Origin of the sequence: Gelidibacter mesophilus DSM 14095 (assembly GCF_000423005.1) — a bacterium.
Taxonomy (GTDB): domain Bacteria; phylum Bacteroidota; class Bacteroidia; order Flavobacteriales; family Flavobacteriaceae; genus Gelidibacter; species Gelidibacter mesophilus.
The window spans coordinates 87601-107541 of the sequence record NZ_AUHD01000001.1 but is presented as its reverse complement, the minus strand read 5'-3'; the positions used below and the strand labels follow the sequence as shown (position 1 = coordinate 107541).

At 37.0% G+C, this 19941-nt stretch carries 17 protein-coding genes and 1 pseudogene; 8 read left to right on the top strand and 10 right to left on the bottom strand.

Annotation, left to right across the window (positions count from 1 at the left end; all coding sequences use genetic code 11):
* Window positions 1-61: 61 nt before the first annotated feature.
* Window positions 62-445, bottom strand: coding sequence for an ankyrin repeat domain-containing protein (locus tag G525_RS0100500; protein ID WP_027124383.1), 384 nt, complete (start codon window positions 443-445; stop codon window positions 62-64).
* A gap of 145 nt (window positions 446-590) precedes the next feature.
* On the opposite strand from G525_RS0100500, the gene gpmI reads away from it, so the two are divergent.
* From gpmI to G525_RS0100475, 5 genes and pseudogenes are all read left to right on the top strand, one after another.
* A complete protein-coding gene (gpmI, locus tag G525_RS0100495; protein ID WP_027124382.1) occupies window positions 591-2108 on the top strand; it encodes a 2,3-bisphosphoglycerate-independent phosphoglycerate mutase in 1518 nt (505 codons plus the stop codon).
* 55 nt (window positions 2109-2163) lie between these two features.
* Entirely contained in the window at window positions 2164-2577 is a 414-nt protein-coding gene (locus G525_RS0100490) for a BT0820 family HAD-type phosphatase (protein WP_027124381.1), read from the top strand.
* 291 nt (window positions 2578-2868) lie between these two features.
* Window positions 2869-3687: a type I methionyl aminopeptidase gene (gene map, locus G525_RS0100485; RefSeq protein WP_027124380.1), complete on the top strand. Its 819-nt coding sequence runs from the start codon at window positions 2869-2871 to the stop codon at window positions 3685-3687.
* Window positions 3688-3839: 152 nt separating this feature from the next.
* A pseudogene (locus G525_RS19955) lies at window positions 3840-4143 on the top strand (GxxExxY protein).
* 140 nt (window positions 4144-4283) lie between these two features.
* Complete coding sequence (locus G525_RS0100475) at window positions 4284-5051, top strand: class I SAM-dependent methyltransferase (RefSeq protein WP_027124379.1); 768 nt, start codon at window positions 4284-4286, stop codon at window positions 5049-5051.
* Window positions 5052-5271: 220 nt separating this feature from the next.
* On the opposite strand, the gene G525_RS0100470 is transcribed toward G525_RS0100475, so the two are convergent.
* On the bottom strand, window positions 5272-6333 hold the full coding sequence (locus tag G525_RS0100470) for an FAD:protein FMN transferase (protein WP_084647673.1): 1062 nt from the start codon (window positions 6331-6333) through the stop codon (window positions 5272-5274).
* Between the two features lie 9 nt (window positions 6334-6342).
* Window positions 6343-6720, bottom strand: a complete 378-nt coding sequence (locus G525_RS0100465; RefSeq protein WP_027124377.1) for a hypothetical protein — start codon at window positions 6718-6720, stop codon at window positions 6343-6345.
* A gap of 212 nt (window positions 6721-6932) precedes the next feature.
* On the opposite strand from G525_RS0100465, the gene G525_RS0100460 reads away from it, so the two are divergent.
* The 3 genes from G525_RS0100460 (at window position 6933) to G525_RS0100450 (ending at window position 9701) form a co-directional block, all read left to right on the top strand.
* Window positions 6933-7397 carry a hypothetical protein gene (locus G525_RS0100460; protein ID WP_027124376.1) on the top strand — a complete coding sequence of 155 codons (465 nt, stop codon included), beginning with the start codon at window positions 6933-6935 and terminating at the stop codon, window positions 7395-7397.
* Window positions 7398-7945: 548 nt separating this feature from the next.
* Window positions 7946-8977, top strand: coding sequence for an AAA family ATPase (locus tag G525_RS19950; protein ID WP_084647672.1), 1032 nt, complete (start codon window positions 7946-7948; stop codon window positions 8975-8977).
* A gap of 1 nt (window position 8978) precedes the next feature.
* Window positions 8979-9701 (top strand): YggS family pyridoxal phosphate-dependent enzyme, encoded by a 723-nt coding sequence (locus G525_RS0100450; protein WP_027124375.1) that lies wholly within the window; start codon window positions 8979-8981, stop codon window positions 9699-9701.
* 209 nt (window positions 9702-9910) lie between these two features.
* Here G525_RS0100450 and nqrF read toward each other — a convergent pair whose 3' ends face one another.
* The 7 genes from nqrF to G525_RS0100415 form a co-directional block, all read right to left on the bottom strand.
* Window positions 9911-11218, bottom strand: coding sequence for an NADH:ubiquinone reductase (Na(+)-transporting) subunit F (gene nqrF, locus G525_RS0100445; protein WP_027124374.1), 1308 nt, complete (start codon window positions 11216-11218; stop codon window positions 9911-9913).
* Between the two features lie 8 nt (window positions 11219-11226).
* Complete coding sequence (gene nqrE / locus G525_RS0100440; protein ID WP_027124373.1) at window positions 11227-11958, bottom strand: NADH:ubiquinone reductase (Na(+)-transporting) subunit E; 732 nt, start codon at window positions 11956-11958, stop codon at window positions 11227-11229.
* An 85-nt stretch (window positions 11959-12043) separates the two neighbouring features.
* The gene (locus G525_RS0100435; RefSeq protein ID WP_027124372.1) at window positions 12044-12688 is read right to left on the bottom strand and encodes an NADH:ubiquinone reductase (Na(+)-transporting) subunit D; all 645 of its coding nucleotides are present in this window, start codon (window positions 12686-12688) and stop codon (window positions 12044-12046) included.
* Window positions 12689-12694: 6 nt separating this feature from the next.
* Window positions 12695-13444, bottom strand: coding sequence for a Na(+)-translocating NADH-quinone reductase subunit C (locus G525_RS0100430; protein ID WP_027124371.1), 750 nt, complete (start codon window positions 13442-13444; stop codon window positions 12695-12697).
* Between the two features lie 3 nt (window positions 13445-13447).
* On the bottom strand, window positions 13448-14674 hold the full coding sequence (locus tag G525_RS0100425) for an NADH:ubiquinone reductase (Na(+)-transporting) subunit B (protein ID WP_027124370.1): 1227 nt from the start codon (window positions 14672-14674) through the stop codon (window positions 13448-13450).
* A 10-nt stretch (window positions 14675-14684) separates the two neighbouring features.
* Window positions 14685-16040: a Na(+)-translocating NADH-quinone reductase subunit A gene (locus G525_RS0100420; protein WP_027124369.1), complete on the bottom strand. Its 1356-nt coding sequence runs from the start codon at window positions 16038-16040 to the stop codon at window positions 14685-14687.
* 447 nt (window positions 16041-16487) lie between these two features.
* Entirely contained in the window at window positions 16488-19904 is a 3417-nt protein-coding gene (locus G525_RS0100415; RefSeq protein ID WP_027124368.1) for a T9SS type A sorting domain-containing protein, read from the bottom strand.
* Between the last annotated feature and the right edge of the window lie 37 nt (window positions 19905-19941).

Genomic DNA, 19941 nt, shown 5'->3' with positions numbered 1-19941 from the left:
CGAAACGAAAAAAGCCTCTTATAAATAAGAAGCTTTCCTAAAACCAACTCAACTTTCATCGTTATGAAAGGTTTTTTAAATAGGCCATAGCATCTTTGGCATGAGACTGCTTTGCATAATCCATAGCCGTCAATCCTCTTTCAAATTTCTTTTTAAGTTCAGCTCCATGTTTTACGAGTAGTTCCAAAATATCCATCCTGTTATATTTGGCAGCATACATGGCGGGCGTCATCCCATTTGATTTTGTATTGACATCAGCGCCTAATTCAATCAACGTTTTTACAGTTTCAAAATCGCCCTTTACAATAGACAAACAAAAAGGGCTGACGTCAGATTTGGATTTGATGATGGCTGAGAACTGATTAGTTTCAACAGATGTGGCGGCGTTAGAGCTACTAAAGGCAAAGCCTAAAGCCAATGCGGAAATAATGATTGTTTTTTTCATGATGAATGATTTTTGATTATATAAGAAAGACGATTAAGAAACCGAGGTGTTACAGTATTCGTATTAAAAATGTCATAATTTTACAGTGATAATCTACCAATTGATTTCTTAAACTTTTATCTTTGAATCTCAAAATAAAATCACAATGAACAAAAAAGTCATCCTAATGATTCTTGACGGTTGGGGAAAATCTCCAGACCCAAAAGTATCAGCCATAGATAATGCCAATACCCCATTTATTGATTCTCTTTATACAAAATACTCTAGTGCTTCACTTAGAACTGACGGCCTTCATGTTGGTTTACCTGAAGGACAAATGGGAAATAGTGAAGTAGGCCACATGAATTTAGGTGCTGGTAGGATTGTGTATCAAGATTTGGTAAAAATTAATCTAGCTGTTAAAAACAATACGCTATCCCAAGAAAAAGTGCTGTCAGATGCGTTCAAATATGCAAAGGAAAACCACAAACCAGTTCATTTTTTAGGATTGCTCAGTGATGGGGGCGTACATTCCCATATCAATCATTTATTTGGTTTATTGGATGCTGCAAAAGCATATGATCTTGATGAGGTATTCGTGCATGCCTTTACGGATGGACGTGACGTAGATCCGAAATCGGGATTAGGCTTTGTTGCACAACTTCAAAATCAACTCAAGGACAGTTCGGCAGAATTAGCCTCTATAACAGGACGCTACTATGCTATGGATCGTGATAAACGATGGGAACGCATTAAATTGGCCTATGATGGACTCGTCAATGGGATTGGAGAGCCTTCTACAGATGCCATTCAGACCATACAAAAAAGTTATGACCATGACGTTACGGACGAATTTATAAAACCTATTGTGATGACCGATCATGATGGCAATCCTAAAACCTCTATTAAGGATGGCGATGTGGTTATTTTCTTCAATTTTAGAACAGATAGAGGAAGACAGCTCACTGAAGCTTTGACCCAATGTGATTTTCATGAGCAGAACATGCACAAACTCGATTTGTATTATGTAACCATGACCAATTACGATGATGTTTTTAAAGGCATTAAAGTTGTTTTTGAAAAAGACAACCTCACTGAAACATTGGGAGAGGTGTTGGAAAAGCATCATAAAAAACAAATCCGAATTGCTGAAACTGAAAAATATCCTCATGTGACATTTTTCTTCTCGGGAGGACGCGAAATTCCGTTTGATGGGGAGAAGCGCATTCTACGGAATTCACCTAAAGTAGCAACCTACGATCTGAAACCAGAAATGAGTGCGTTCGAACTCCGTGATGCCTTAGTTCCAGAATTGGAAAGTGAGGAGGTTGATTTTGTTTGCCTCAATTTCGCCAATGGCGACATGGTTGGACATACCGGCGTCATGGAAGCGGCAATTAAAGCTTGTGAAGCTGTAGATAGTGTTGTGAAGGATGTAGTTACCACCGCTTTGGAACATGGATATACCACGCTTTTGATCGCTGACCATGGCAACTGCGAAACAATGATCAATCCCGATGGTTCTCCAAATACAGCGCATACGACTAATCCGGTACCTATTATTTTAATAGATAAAGATTTAAAACAGATAAATGACGGTATTTTAGGAGATTTAGCACCCACCATTTTGAAATTAATGGGCGTGCCACAACCGAAAATCATGACGCAACATGCTTTGATATAATGATTATAGGCCAATAGTTTATTTATTGTATTTTTGACCCGCTAAGCATTGAATCATGAATTTTCAGAACAGACTCATCATAGGTGTAGATTTTGATGGCACTATTGTGGAAGACCGTTATCCAGGGATTGGAAAACCACGTATTTTTGCCTTTGAAACGCTAAAACGACTTCAAGAAGACGGGCACCGATTGATTTTATGGACCTATCGATGTGGTAAAAGCCTTGATGAAGCGGTAGAATTTTGCGAACAGAACGGTATTATTTTTTACGCGGTTAACAAAAGTTTTCCGGAAGAAAAGTTTGACAATACCAAAAGCCGTAAAATAAACGCCGATCTTTTTATCGATGATCGCAATATAGGTGGGGTTTTGGGATGGGGAGAGGTCTATCAAATGATTACAAAGGAGGAACCAAATATTCCTGTAAAACCTAAAGGAGGTCTGTTTTCATTTTTTAAAAAGTTCTAATTTTTAAACAGTTCCAAATTAGGGTTCATCATTTGATATTTTTCAGATGCTATTGACAATAATCGTCACGCCCTTTCAGAAGATCATATCAGTAAAAAGCTACAAACATACATCTATGGTCTATAGTTTTTCACTAATAATCTATGCCATATTTCACAGATATTATTTTTTAGATTCCTGATATTAAAACATAAAAATCGCTAATCCCAGGCTTTAAAAGTCAAGAAATATCATTTCCCTTAAAATGTCAACCGATTTATTTTAAGTATCTTTGCGCCATATTTTTTTACAATGATTATACAAAAAACTAGAGAAGAAATAGAATTAATGCGCGAAAGTGCTTTAATCGTTTCCAAGACATTGGGCATGCTGGCTAAGGAGATAAAACCGGGTGTTACGACCATGCAATTGGATAAAATGGCAGAAGAGTTTATACGCGGTCAAGGTGCGATTCCTGGATTTTTAGGTCTTTATGATTGTCCATCAACTTTACTATGTAGTACCAACGAAGCGGTTGTTCATGGGTTACCAACAAACGTTCCTTTAAAAGAAGGTGATGTGGTAGCCGTTGATTGTGGTGCCATTAAGAATAATTTTTATGGTGACCATGCCTACACTTTTGAAATTGGAGAAGTGGCTCCTGAAGTAAAAAAACTCCTTCAAATCACTAAGGAATCTCTATATATTGGCATTCGTGAACTGAAAGTTGGCAATCGTGTGGGTGATGTAGGTTATGCCATACAAAATTATTGTGAAGCGCAAGGTTATGGTGTGGTCCGAGAATTGGTAGGTCATGGATTGGGCAAAAAAATGCATGAAGATCCTGAAATGCCAAACTACGGTAAACGTGGCCGCGGGAAAAAATTTATTGAAGGGATGGTTGTAGCCATCGAACCTATGATCAATTTAGGAACGCATAAAATCAAGCAATTGGAGGACGGTTGGACTATCGTTACCTTAGATGGGAAACCAAGTGCGCATTTTGAGCATGACGTGGCTATTGTGGATGGAAAACCAGAAATATTATCAACCTTTGGATATGTCTATGAAGCATTGGGGATTGTATCTAATGAGGAGGATGAGTTTAGACGGGAGGCTCTTATTTTATAGATCCATTAGATTATTTTTTTGACACGAATTTCACGGATTGGCACTAATTACTTTCGGCTTTCACAATTAAGAATAGATCTCTGAAAACCAAATATTAAAGTAAGAAAGCTTGTATTCATTTCACTAATTTAGATTTCTCTAGCTATAGTAAAATGGTTCAAGATTTAATTTTCAAAGAAGAATCATATAAGTTTATTGGTCTTTGTATGGAAGTCCATAAGCAATTAGGTAAAGATTTTAATGAGGTTGTATATGATAACGCTTTAGAAATTGAATTTATTGACAATAAAATATACTACTCGAGAGAAAGATGTTATGCTACCAACTATAAGGGAAATACACTGTCGTATCAATATAAAGCAAACCTTAAACTACTTAGCAGTTTCAAAACTTAAACTCGGACTTTTGATCAATTTTGGAGAAGTCAGTTTGAAATATAAAAGAATTGTTCTCTAAAATGGACATTGACAAACCTATAAATGAACATTGGGTTTTTCATAAAAATTCGTGAAATTCACATTTTTGAATATCCGTAAAAGCTTTCCACCAAAGTTCGTGTAAATTATTGAAATTCGTGTCTTAAAAACACTAAGCCCGTGTCTAAAAAACTCTTCAAATACATCCTTAACACCATCCCAAGACCCATTCTCATCAGGTTGAGTTACGTAGCACGCCCTATTTTGGCACGCTATTTAAAAGGCAACAATTTTACCGATCCTATTGATGGTAAAAGTTTTAAGTCGTTTTTACCCTACGGATATGGGAACCAGCGTAACAACGTTTTATCGCCTTCTACGTTAAGCTTGGAGCGTCATAGATTACTCTGGCTGTATCTTCAAAATGAAACTGATTTCTTCACGGCTCCAAAAAAAGTCCTGCATTTTGCGCCCGAGCAAGCATTTTACAAACGCTTCCGTAAAATGACAAACTTGGAATATGTCACAACTGATTTAAATTCGCCATTGGCAGATGTGAAAGCAGATATTTGTGACCTGCCGTTTCAGAACAATGAATTTGACATCATTTTATGCAATCACGTTCTCGAGCATATTCCAGATGATACCAAAGCAATGCAGGAAATGTATCGCATTATGAGACCAGGAGGTTATGGCATTTTTCAGATTCCACAGGATTTAACAAGACCTGACACCTTTGAGGATGATAGCATTACCGATAGAAAAGAACGTGCTAAAATCTTTGGTCAATACGATCATGTTAGGATTTACGGACGCGACTATTTTGAAAAGCTCCGCTCTATTGGATTTAAGGTAGAGGCGGTTGATTACACGTCTAAGTTATCCGACACTGAGGTCACTCGCTTTTGTTTGGCAAAGGGAGAGATTATTCCTTTGGTGCGGAAGTGAGGGCACAACTGTTTCACAGAGCTGCAAGGAGCCTTATTTGTGCTCTGGAGAATTGGCGAGCTCAGACGAAATAATTTTGCGAAATTTTCTTAAGATTTTGTGGAGCTTTAAGTTACAGTTTAGTGAGTAATTCCTTTTATCCAGAAATCTGCGGCGTAGCTTAGAAGAGAATTCTCGTGGTGTTTTTTAAGCTGAGGTTATGCTGCGCAGGAATTAATGACTAATCCTCAGGAAAACCATTCAAAGCAAGCGTTTCCAATTCCCTATTGGAATTTTCAAAAATCAGAAATACTTTTAGTTCCGGATGAGAAGCTAAAAAGGCCTTCACTTTATCAAGTCCCATCGCTTTAAACGCCGTCGCATAGGCATCAGCGGTCATACAGTCTTTTGCCAAGACTGATATACTCAATAAGTTGGTCTTACTTGGATATCCCGTTTTTGGATCAATAATATGCGAATAGCGATTACCGAGACTGTCGGTTTTATATTTTCTATAAGTGCCAGATGTTGCCATGGCCTCATCATGTAACGAAATTGTTTTTAGAAGGGATTGTTCAGTATCAAAATGAGGGAGCTCCACGCCTACTTTCCATGGTTTCTGTTTTTCAAAATTCTGACCTTTGCAGCGTATTTCGCCACCAATTTCTATGAGATAATCTTTAATATTGTGACTTTCCAAAAAGTCCGCAATCACATCCACACCATAACCTTTGGCAATGGCATTGAAATCAATAAATGTGTTTGGATTCTCCTTGATAATTTTATTTTGATCCAATTGGACATTATCCAACCCCACAGACACCATTAAACTATCAATTTTAAGACTATCCAAAGCCACAATCTTTCCTTCCGGACCAAAATCCCATGCGTTAACCAAAACCCCTATAGTGGGGTCAAAAACGCCATCAGTCGCTTTATAAATCTTTTTTGATGCATTGAATACATTTTTAAAATGCGCGTCTACAGTAAAAGCTTCGTTCCGATTAATTTTTGAGATATCAGAATTTTTTTGGTAAGTGGACATTGAAATATTGATAATATCAAATAGACTATCAAACTGACGCTGGAAACTTTCATTCTGTTCCGAATAGTATTGCACACCGTAGGAGGTTCCAAACACTTCGCCATATATTTTGGTATTTACAGGTTTTTGTTGGCATGAAAAAACCAATGAAATAAAGCTGAAGCTAATTACAGATGCCACGAATACGCGACTATTTCTAAAAATAAAACTCCTGAAGTGCCTTGAAACTTGGTGGTAAACTGTATAACTCCGTAACATATCTCTTTTTTAATTCAAATTGGTTTCTATGACCTGGATACCGTTGTACTCAATCAAATATTCCTCATCCAAATATATTGGCAACTTCTCACCGTTCGGATTTCCTAAACCTACACCGGCATATAATACTTTGGCATCACTTTCCATGGCATGTTTCTTAAAAGTTTCCATCCAAATGATATCGTAATTATTAGGATTTTCAGGTAGGACTACCGCTCTAACGATGACGAAGAAATACTGTTTCGTTTTATCAATACAAACAAACTGCGGATGTTTTTTCAACTGACTGTTAATTGCTATAAATTCAAATCCACGAGCCTCTAGATCCTTTCCCACGTGGTTCATGGCGAGGTTGTGCATTTCCTGTTTTGTAAGTGCTTTGCTCATTCTGCAAAAATACAATAATACCAACGATCAGCGTCTTAAGAAAAATCTAAATATAATTAAATGCTATAGACCGAGAGCATTAAAATTAGTCTTGAAATTTAAATGAGAGTACCGGAATTGTTTCAATAGAACGTCGTAGGTTTTGTTAAAAAAATGGAAATCTTTTATTTCACCTCTCATTTTAGTATCTTAATGGTCATAAATATCATGCTATGAAGACTTCACACCGATTAGATCTGGCCATTCTAAAGCTATATACTGCATTTCACAACAATGAGCTCCATCCTGAATGCTGTCAGAAATGCGCCGTTGGAAATATCTTGGATAACACTGATTCTTGGAAACATCTTTCTGATGGTCATGGCTCCTTAAAATTGAATTACGTTGGACTTGTGAATCAAAATTTGGGCAAAAAATTTAATGGATATTCACCTGCAGAATTGTTGAAAATAGAAGCCAGTTTTTTGAAAGGTTGTGGTTACTCTTTACCATTACACCATAACGGGACAAAACCTAAAAACCCCACAAACAAAAAAGTACTTTTTAATGGACTCTGCGAGACGGTAGCTTTTCTATGCGATTTGGACGGTATTGATAACGTTATGGATTATTCTAGACTTTTTGAATATGATAACGACCAACCACGCTACCAATTGGGCAAAATCTTAACCGATTAGAAGATTTATTTCCAAAGTAATAATCTCCCAATACTAAAATCATTTTAAATTAGTTGGGAAACCAAGCGGTTGATGATCAACACAATCAGGTGCAGTAGACCTATTTATAAGCTCTTCACAAATTAATTGTTCTCGATTTACAACGAAATCCTACTGAAAAACGTAGTGGAAAGACCAAATAACTCGATAAGTCTTCCTATCCTAGGATGGTTTCAAATGCGCTACTACAATTGTTATTACTTATTGCTAAAATTAATCCAACCCATTTTAAAACTTCATAACACTGTTTAGAAGAAAAGAGATAAGTTAGAATAACAGGAATATTCAGGAATTTATTGACGCAAAATGGAGGATATATCCTTATAGATTGGGATAAAAGACCATTAGGAACAAAGGATTTTCCTCTCACATATTGCCACTATTTTAGTAAATTTGAATAAATAAGAAACTGCATTGATTTCTACTGTGATTTTTGGTTTATTCAAAACCCAATGTTCCACCTAGAATCGCAAAACACTAAAAACTATAATCTTTAGAAGATCTTAACCATGGCGCATCACAGTACCTATTTAAATTCAAAAAACAAGGTTATTCCTTTGGACCAACTTCATCTCAATGAAGATATCCGAAAGCGGATAAATCAGTTATTAGAAGAGTTTACTTATATTAATGCGCTAAACAATCTGAATATTCCTGTTGATCATAAAATTTTGCTCTACGGCCATACCGGATGTGGTAAAACAGCTACCGCATATGCTATAGGACATGCATTAAACAAAAAAGTAATTGCAATTAATTTAAGTGGATTTGTATCTTCAAAATTAGGGGAAACAGCAAAAAATCTTTCTGATCTCTTTAAAAAAGCAGCGCATGACAACGCGATTCTTTTTATTGATGAGTTTGATTTCATCGGCAAACTTAGAGATTATGATGAAAAAGATTCCGGTGAAATGAAACGTTTAGTAAATACTTTACTGCAACTCATAGATAATTTGGCAGAAAACACTTTGTTGATCTGTGCAACGAACCACTTAGGAATTATTGATACAGCATTATTGAGACGCTTCCAAATTAGATTGGGGTACACATTACCTACGGAAGAAGATCTTAATATCTATTACGATAATATTCTATCTGGTTTTCCAGAGCATCTTAACACTATAAAAAGAACTTACGGCATATCATACGCCGAAGCTAAAGATACCATCTACCAACAGATTAAAGCAAACATCATCCAATTTGAAAAACAGAAAAAGCATCTGCTCTTTGCTTACGATACTCAAAGTCCAACTGATTTGGAAACTGAAAATAATGGTAAAAAACATGAAGGCGCTGTGGATACAATATCAGGATTTACAATTAATGAATCCAAAACAGTTGAAAGCAGACCTTTAAACAGCCTGTCAATGATTAATAAATCTAAGGACCTGACTGCTAAAATTAGGGGAATGGTGTTTGAGATTTCTGGAGCGGAACTTGCCCAAAAAGATAAAAAAGCGAGTCATAATTCTGAAAGAGTCTTGGTCACAACTGATTCAGGGGTTGAAGTCTGGGTTTATATTGACGATAAGTCACTCTAACATGGAAAATCAGATTCAAAACAATATTGCAAAAATTCTTGAAAGAATTGAAGTCGCCTGTCATAAAGCCAATCGCAATACCGATGAAGTGAAGCTTCTCCTGGCCACCAAAACGGTTTCTGCGGAAAATATAAAAATTGCACTTAACACTCATCAAACGCTAATTGGTGAGAATAAAATTCAAGAGATTAAAGAAAAATATGAGCTCCTTAAACCTATTGCCCATCAAAAACACTTTATTGGCCATCTTCAAACTAATAAAGTCAAAGAACTTCTTAGATATGATGTGAACTGCATTCAGTCCTTAGACCGGCTTAAATTGGCTGAAAAACTACAAAAGCGATTGGAATATGAAGACAGAACGATGGCTGCATATCTACAGTTCAACACGTCTTATGAAGAAAGTAAATTTGGCATGGATCCTAGAGAAGCATTAAGGTTTGCAATGGACGTACAGCAGTTTGATCGCATAAAAATCAAAGGCCTGATGACGATTGGTCTATTTTCTGCAGAAGAAGAAAAAGTACGGAAATGTTTTAAGCGGCTTAAAAACATCCAACTCCAGCTACTCGACAAAGACATTCCAGTAACTGAACTATCTATGGGCATGAGTGGGGATATGGAAATTGCGATTGAGGAAGGGGCAACTATGATCAGGATTGGAACTGCAATATTTGGAAAACGCGAACATCCTGATAGCTATTATTGGAATGAAGGTAAATAAATTTATGCGTTGCATAATTCCGATGAGAAAATTCCAAAACTACTTCTCTTTTAAAGTTTCGGATCAAAGTGATAATAATTCCATTTGACATTTTTCAAAACAAAAAACCCAACACATAAGTATTGGGTTTTTAGCTTTCTACTGAAATAGTGATTTATTTTTTAATTAAGTCTCTGCTTTCATAGATTCTAATCTTTGCTAGAACTTTACTAGCCACCAAAGTCGTCAAATCTGATATTCTCATCTGGGATTCCGAAATCCTCACCCATTTTTTGAACGGCTTGGTTCATTAATGGAGGCCCACAGAAATACAATTCAATATCTTCTGGTGCATCATGATGATTCAAATAATTATCAATCACACAATTGTGAATGAATCCTACGAAACCATCACCTGGAGCATCAATATTTTCTTTGACCTTCCAATTATCTTCCTCCATAGGCTCAGATAATGCCATATAGAACTTAAAGTTAGGGAATTCACGCTCCAACTCATGGAAATGCTCTAAGTAGAACAACTCACGTTTAGAACGACCACCATACCAATAAGTTACTTTACGACCTGTTCTTAAGGTTTTGAAGAGCTGATACAAGTGCGAACGCATTGGCGCCATTCCTGCTCCACCGCCAACATACAACATTTCACTGTCAGACTCATTGATAAAGAATTCTCCAAAAGGTCCAGAAATAATAACCTTATCACCTGGTTTTTGCGCAAATATATAAGATGATGCAATCCCTGGATTGACGTCCATCCAACCATTTTTAGCACGGTCAAAAGGCGGTGTTGCAATACGTACGTTCAACATAATTTCACGACCTTCTGCGGGATAAGAAGCCATAGAATACGCACGTTCTACTGTTTCATCATTTTTCATCACCAAAGGCCAAAGCTTAAATTTGTCCCATTCTGCTTGAAATTTATCGGGTGTGTCATGTTCTTCTGGATGCGCAGTGATATCCATATCTGAAAATTTAATTTCACATTCAGGAATTTCGATCTGAATATATCCACCGGCCTTATAGCCCATATCTTCAGGAATTTCAACAACAAACTCCTTAATAAATGATGCAACGTTATAATTTCTAACTACAGTTGCCTCCCATTTCTTAATCCCAAATACCTCTTCAGGGATAGTGATTTCCATATCCTGTTTTACTTTTACCTGACAAGATAAACGGATACCTTCCTTAAGTTCCTTTCTGCTAAAGTGAGGAGTCTCGGTAGGTAAGGCTTCACCTCCTCCTGAAAGCACATGGCATTCACATTGAACACATGTTCCACCACCACCACATGCAGATGGTAAGAATATTTTTTGGGCTGATAAGGTGTTTAATAAGCTGCTTCCTGAACCAACCTCTAATTTACGCTCACCATTAATGGTGATTGTTACCGGTCCTGAAGGAGACAGTTTTTGTTTCACTACAAGTAAAAGCGTTACCAATAATAAAGTAACCACCAAAAACGCGACAACTGTAGCAATGACTGTTCCTAATGTGCTTGCTGCTAATATCATAATCATTATTATTTAGTATCTGTATCGTTTATTGTTTCTACTACAAGATCAGAAGTTTTAAGCTCCTTTTGCTTATTAACCATCCCATCTACAGTTTCTACATTATCATCTATAGGTTCATCACCTCCAGTAAGCATTCCACCGAAACTCATAAAACCAATGGCCATTAAACCTGTAATGATGAATGTGATTCCTAACCCTCTTAATGGTGCCGGCACATTGCTATATCTAATTTTTTCTCGAATGGCAGCAATAGCAAGAATTGCTAAAAACCAACCTATTCCTGAGCCAATACCGTAATTAAGTGCTAAACCTAAAGTTGCAATTTCACGGGATTGCATAAACAATGATCCCCCTAAAATAGCACAGTTAACAGCAATCAATGGTAAGAAAATACCCAATGAATTATATAATGACGGTGAAAATTTCTCAACGACAATTTCAACGAGTTGTACCATGGTTGCAATAGTAGCAATAAACATGATAAAGGATAAAAAGCTCAGGTCATAATCTGCATATTCAGGTCCCATCCACTTTAAGGCGCCTTCTTGCAATATATATTGATCTAAAAGCCAGTTTAAAGGTACTGTTATTGCCAAGACAAAAATTACTGCAGCACCAAGTCCAACTGCAGTAGCCACCTTTTTAGACACTGCCAGATAAGAACACATACCCAAGAAGTACGCGAAAATCATGTTGTCTACAAATATCGATTTGAAAAATAACTCTATATGTTCCATTTGTTATAGTCTTCAGTCTTCAGTCCACAGTCTTCAGAAGCGTTTTGACTGCTTACTGATAACTGCTTACTGCAGACTATTTAAATTAGTCTTCTATTAAATCTTTGTTTCTGCTACGCTGTACCCAGATGATCACACCGATAACGATCAATGCCATTGGAGGCAATACCATGAATCCGTTGTTTTCATATCCAAAAGCGTACAATCCTGTTTTCTCTACCGAGTCGCCTAGAACTTTGAATCCCAATAATGTTCCTGAACCTAAAAGCTCCCTAAAGAACCCGACAATGATAAGAATAACACCATAACCTAAAGCATTACCTACTCCGTCCAAAAAGGATCTCCACGGACCATTTGCTAAAGCAAAGGCTTCAAAACGCCCCATAATAATACAGTTGGTAATGATCAACCCAATGAAAACAGAGAGTTCTTTACTTAAACTATAAGCATAAGCTTTCAACACCTGATCAACAATAATCACTAAGGTTGCAACCACAACCAATTGTACAATAATTCTAATTTTTGAAGGAATGATATTTCGCATCAACGAAATAACAACGTTACCTGCGCCAAGTACAAATATCACAGATACTGCCATCACTATAGATGGTTTTAACTGTGCGGTAATTGCCAAGGCAGAACAAATTCCTAAAACCTGTATAGTAATAGGGTTATCATCCGCTAGAGGATCTAATATTAGTTTACTATCTTTTTTTGATAAAAGTCCCATACAATTTTATTTTAATGTCTTGAAATAAGGCACATACATTCTTAAATCCTTTTTAATCATCGCGGTTACACCGTCTCCAGTAATGGTAGCACCGGCAATGGCATCAACTGCATTGTCAGTTTTTCTATCATTTTTAGGATCTGCATTACCTTTGGCAACAGTTATTCCTTCAAACGCTCCAGAATCATTGAAAAGGTGCTCTCCTTCAAAATCATCCATAAAATAACGCTGCTTAATTTCACTTCCCAAACCAGGTGTTTCACCGGCGTGATCAAAAAACACACCTTGTACCACCATATCTTTATTAACTGCTACAAAACCCCAGATGGCATCCCATAAGCCTTTTCCTCGTATTGGAATTACATAAATAGGTTTGCCATCCTTTTCACCTTCAAACAACGGTAATTTACGCGTGTAATTAGGATCCTTAGCTTGAGATTCTTCCTTTTTAATATCCAATAAATAGGCTTCTGAATCTTCCGTTACTTTATCTCCTTCAATTATATATTGTTTAGTGATGAATTTCTTAAATTCATCTTCAACAATGTCTGTAGAAACAAATTCCACATCACTTGGATTTTCATTGGCATCAACGCCCATGGCATACAATATATTCTGCTGTATTTCAGAACGCTCATTAGCTTTCACCATAGGTTTTAAGCCTTGTGCAAGTCCTGCTAGTATAGAACCCACTACTAAAACCATAACAATGGCAAAAATAACTGTATAACTATTTTTATCTGTATCGATCGCCATAACTTAAGCTGTTTTTAATTTTCCTCGTTTTAATCTCTTCTTCACATTGACCTGAACTACATAATGATCAATAGTTGGTGCAAATACATTCATTAACAATATGGCCAACATCACTCCTTCTGGATACGCGGGGTTAAAGACACGAATCATAATGGATATAAATCCAATTAAGAATCCGTAAATCCACTTTCCTTTGTTTGTTTGGGATCCGGTTACTGGATCTGTTGCCATATACACAATACCAAAGGCCATACCACCAATTATTAAATGATGCCAGAATTCAGTACTCATTAATCCGTAAAACTTGCTAGTTTCAGTAATCCACCCTGCATCTACGACCACATTAAAGATATAGCCCATAACTAAGGCGCCAAGAACGGCACTTAACATAATACGCCAGCTTCCTATTTTTGTAAAAATGAGGAATAAACCACCCAAAAGAATCAAAAGTGTTGAGGTCTCTCCGACAGAGCCTGGGATAAACCCATAAAACATGTCCATAACAGAGTAATCAACATGATGCGATTGCGCTAAGCTACCTAATATGGTTTCACCAGAAATTGCATCAGCTGTAGAGCCATTTGCAATTTCCTTTGTTCTTTCCACTGCTCCTTGAACCCACACTTTATCTCCACTCATCCAGGTAGGGTAGGCAAAGAATAAGAATGCTCTAATGGTCAAAGCGGGATTCAAAATATTCATACCTGTTCCACCAAATACTTCCTTACCGATAACGACACCAAAGGCAACAGCTACAATTAACATCCACCACGGGATATCAATAGGAACGATTAGTGGCACGAGCATTCCCGTTACCAAGTAGCCTTCTTCAACTTCGTGGCCTTTTATGACGGCGAATAAGAATTCAATTCCTAATCCAACACCATAAGAGATAATCACTAGAGGTAAGATTTTCCAAAAGCCTAAAATAAAATTTTGCAAGGTCCAAAATTCACCGCTAAAAAAACCACCGGTGACGGCTTGTATCTCTCCTGCTGCTAAATAATGCTGATATCCTGCATTAAACATTCCGAAAATCAAACACGGAATCAGCGCCATAATCACCGTATTCATGGTACGCTTCAAATCGTCTGCGGATTTAATATGCGTTCCACCGTGTGCGGTATCATTAGGCGTATATAAAAAAGTATGTAGGGCATTAAAGGCCGGTGCCATTTTTGTCCCTTTATATTTCTCTTTTAAATTATGTAAGTTCTGTTTTAAACCCATTGTCTCTATATTAACCGATTTCTTGTATCATTAAATCCAAACCTGCTCTAATAATCTGCTGATGTGGCTGTTTAGACACACATATAAATTCTGTTAAGGCAAAATCCTCTGGAGCAACTTCAAACATTCCTAAGGCCTCCATTTCGTCCAAATCTTGATACAAACATGATTTTAAGATTTGCATTGGATATATATCTAGCGGAAAAACCTCTTCATAATTGCCAGTAAGCACAAAGTTTCGGTGTTCACCATTCATATTTGTGGTCAGGTCATACGTCTTGTTTGGTGTCAACCACGAAAAAGTTAACGCTCTGGTGTTAGAGATTTTATCAAAAACGGGCTTGTTCCAGCCAAACAACTCATAATCATTACCTTCCGGAATAATTGTAATAAGATTACTATAGTACCCCAAATAACCATTTGGCGCTACCTGTTTTCCACTCAATACGTTTCCAGAAATAATACGATCGTTTCCATTTTGCTCAACACCATTGTCATAAACCATAGTGGCTACTTCACTTGCTATTTTAGTAACAAAGTAACGTGGCTTTTTCACAGAAGACCCAGCAAGGGCAACAATACGCTCAGCATTGAATTTGCCCGTAAGCAATAGTTCTCCAATGATTACTAGATCTTGCGGGGCAATAGTCCAAACGGTCTCCCCTTTGTTGACTGGATCAATTTTATTGATTTGCGTTCCTACGTTCCCACAAGGATGTGGTCCGGACACTTTATGCAACGTAATTCCTGAAAGACCAGCTAAAGGTGAGCTTGAATCTTTACCAACGCTCACGTGCACTTTGCCCTGGGTCAACTTACCTAAAGCGGTGATGGCAGCTTGCAATTCAGCTTCTTTGCCTTGAAGCACATAATCAAGGTCAGCAGCCAATGGGGCGCTATCGTATCCTGAGATGAAAATTGCTTTTGGAGACAGGTCCGGTTTTGCAATAACATCATATGGGCGCTGTTTGATAAACGTCCAGCAACCCGTAGCCAGCAAATGCGCTTTTATAGTATCAGCATCTACAGAGGCGACGTTCAATTTACCATAATCTTGGTAAATCTGCTCTTTATCTGCTTGAATTTTGATACCCACAATGCGGCGCTTTGCAGCGCGCTCAATTTCAACGATCTCTCCGGAAACTGGTGAAACAAATTTCACCGCCTCATTGGATTTATCAAAAAAGACAGGTTCTCCAGCTTTCACTTTTGCACCTTCTTTAAAAATCAATTTTGGAGTAACACCGTGGAAATCATCAGGTCTTAGAGTATAGAAATTGCTTAAAACAGCCCTTTCAGTAGTTTTCTCAGCTACACCCTTCAATTTGATATCGAGACCTTTTTTAATCTTAATGTCGTTTGACATATTATAAGTCTATTGGTTAATAGTTACAATTATGTGATTTTATACAGTAAAAATCGGTGCAAATTTACTAAATATAACCCTAATTTAGTTTTAAATTAAAGGACATATTACTTATTTATAATCTTTCTAAATAACTTATTTGATCTGCAGTCTGAATTTGTAATTATCTTACTAAAATCTTCATCAAATTTAATTCATATTAATGAAATAACCGACAATTCAAACTAAAATTTCGCTGCGTAATATCAGGCCAAATCGGAGTTAAAAAGTCTACTTAAACACTTATTGCTCTTTTTAAATATATTACTACGCAATACACAGCTTTCATTAAAAAGTTTTCTATTGAAATTAAGTTTCAACAATTGAATATAGATGCTGTTCTAATCAAAAAAAACCACTAAAGCAAATGCACTTTAATGGTTTTTTTTATTTGTGGGATCACCGTTATTAATTCGTCACTTTTTTAGTGACCACACTCGCATTTTCCAATTTAATTTGAGTGAGATATATGCCTTTTGGAAATTGAAATGGCGTATTGAATGCATCAGATTTTCCGTTGATTTTATGATCCATTAACTTTTTGCCCGCAAGATCATAGACCACGACATTTTCAATATGTTGGGATGCTTTGACATAAAGTTGATTGTTCCGTACATATACAAACGTATCCTTTGTTTGTAACTCATCAACCGATAGCGTTTGATCTGTGTAGCGCAACACAAAACGATCTGAGAGATCTCCCGCATTGGCCGTAAAACTGTAAGGTGTAGTTCGCAAATTATGAATGACATTATTATAGGTGTCTTCTAGATAAATGCCTTGGTCTTTATTCAATAGCACACTTCCCTTAAGATGATCAATGCCAAGCCTATAGATGCCATTTTTTGGAACAGCAATACCCAAGCTCACCTGATCGGTATCGTCAAAAGGTAAAGCACGGCCTTGAATGACCAATTTTTTATCATCTAAATGGGAATATAATCTGAAATTGACATCGCCAAGAGACACCGCGTCATAGAGATGATCATCACCATTGGTAGCACCTTCAGCATAACCGACTAAAGCAACGGTGGCTATATTTTTATCATTGCTCAGAGAAAGCCATAACAACTGTTTTTCATTATTTACATTTAAAGAGGCCTGAGAACGTTCTGAATTTCTATAAAACACATCATTCTCATATGCTTCTTCATTTTCATCATAACGCATCGCATTGGTGAACTTAACGAAGCCCTCTTGTTCTGCTTGTACTACAAAACCTTGGCCTGAAGCAATAACGCCATTGCCATCAGTCGATTCCTTTATATGATCAGGCACTGTACCTCCCAATAAATTGTACGTCAAATAATCATCTTGATTATAATTATTTTTAAATCGATCATCATAAAATGGAATATCGCCACCTGAAGAAATTGCAGTTCCATGGGTCCAAACTTGCACAAAACCCTTTAACAATGGACTAGCACCAGTAGCGTTCTCAATTAAAAACTTATCAACGCTTATCGCTGATGGGTAGGGGTTTCCTATTAAATTCCAATCTCTATTTTCGATTGTTGGAATTGGAATTGGAGAAGTTTTAACCATTATAGTGTAATCTCCATTATTTGGAACACCATAGAAACTATTTCTCCTTGCATAATTAGTCGCCAGATCAGAAGCTGAAGGATTTGTGACCCGAACAATATAGCCTTTTCCTGTGGTCATATATGTGTTGGTTGGTGCGACCCAATTTCCAGATGTTCCTTCATGATTGGCAGCTTCCACATTCCACTCGTACCTTTTATTACCAGGAAGATTTGCTACAGGATTTTCAGCAACTGGTGAGGACCAATAGACGTAATCTGATGGCTTGAGACCTTTTGCTATGCGTTCGACTACAATCTTATCCAAATTTTCATTTGCAATAATATTCTTAGTCTGTAAAAGACTAGCGCCATCTTTTAATGTGAAGGTTCCCGCAGGCCTATAAGGAAACTCCATTGTCTCTGCTACCTCAGAGGCTATCGAAATTTTACCATATAATTTAACACTTTGTCCTGTCGAAATGGCGACATCAACTCCTGCTGCTACAAAACAATCACACCCTTCTAAATCAACTACCTCGTCAAGGTTAGATTCAATTTGATTATAATCAGAAATAAATACTAATCCTCTTTCCTTTTTATCTATACTTTCAAAATCACCATATGGAGAGCTCCAAGTACCATTCCACACTACAGGCGTCCCTCCCTCAGCCAATTCAACGGGAACTATAACTGACCCCTGACCATTTTCAATTCTTAATTTATATATTCCTAGTTTGGATTCAGTAATATCCGAAATAGTTAAAGCAGCTGCAGTTGCGCCTTTAACTGTTTGAGCAATACCATCTTTCCATAATTGATACTCGAAGAGCATGGGCAGGCCATCACTTGCCTCTGGACCTCGAATTTGACCTGGAACATCAAAATCTTCGATACCGACATTACCTTCTTCTTCTACACGCCCTACCTTGATTTTGAATGTAACCGAGGAGTTGTTGACTATCCGACATACATATTGTGGCAAAATAGTTTTAGCAACAGGGCCTTTAATATTAAATGTCTCCTGATTATAAGCCATAAAAGCAATATCAGCACTACCACCGGAGTTCATATTAACATTATTTATACTTTGGATAGCTTCCGGCGTACCTACACCAAAGTCCTCTAGTTTAAAAGCTACCATTCTTATGGGCCTAAATCGATCCTCAATATACTTTGTAGCACGTCCATTAGGATTAGCGGAAGCAAAATCCAAACCATCAGCAAATGTGAACAAATTCAATTTCCAATTTGCCAAATAAGGGCTACCAGTTTTTTGGATTGTTAGTTTAATAGGATGCCCCACAACATCTCCATTCTCCTTAGCGTAATAATAAACGTCACTTGGTCCTGGATCCGCCATTTGCGTAATTAAAAGATCTGGAGCATCATCTCCCAAAACTCCTGGCCTTCCGTTACCACTAAAAAATTGAACATCGGTTTTGCTATTAAAATTACCGACGGCCGTCCCCAATTCCAATCCGTTCTTACCATCAATAATAACCTCTAAAATAGTTAAAGCCTTAATTTCAGTTAAACTTGCAAAATCTTCTGGCGTTTCGCTAGCCGCTTCAATACCGTCGACCATATCTCCAATCATAAGAAAATTGAGACCACTTGTCGTACCACGCACCCCATTTGTGGAGTAAGCTTTAAACACTTTCTTTTTGTAGAGTATACCATCCACAATTTGTTGCTGTGTCAATATTCCTAAATCTACCAATTTAGTCTCTAAAAGCAAATCATTAACTCCCGTTGAGTATATAATATCTACACCACCACCAAGAGGCCTGATTTTATAACCAAGTAATTTGTGTTTGTTATTTGGCGAAGCCGCGGTGTTTCCAACACTCCAGTCACTGGATTTCCAAAACCCATTGCCATTATAGTCCCAATCTGTATAAATTTCTTTTACATTAAAATGTTTATCGGAAGCAAGAGTATGTGATACAGGGGCTATGTAAGTAATGGGATAAGAATTAGCACTAATGCCTTCTCCAATAGTTAGAACTCTATTGGGAATATTACTAGACCCCTCATTTGTGATCTCGAAAGTCATTATAGAACTACTTACTAAATTTCTATTATCAATAGTCATATCAGGAATGGTAATGTTCCTTAACGTAGTTCGATCAAAACCATTTCCTGTAATTGTTATCTTTGAGCCTGTAGTAATTCTTGTTGGCGATACATTAGCAATACTCTGTGCGACAGAAAAAGAAGAACTAACCATGCACAGCAACACCAAAAGTGCCTTTAAATTTAACACCATAAAATTCAGAGAAGCAATTTTTAATTTCATATGTAGACAGGTCAATTTGGGCGCCCGTTATCTCCTT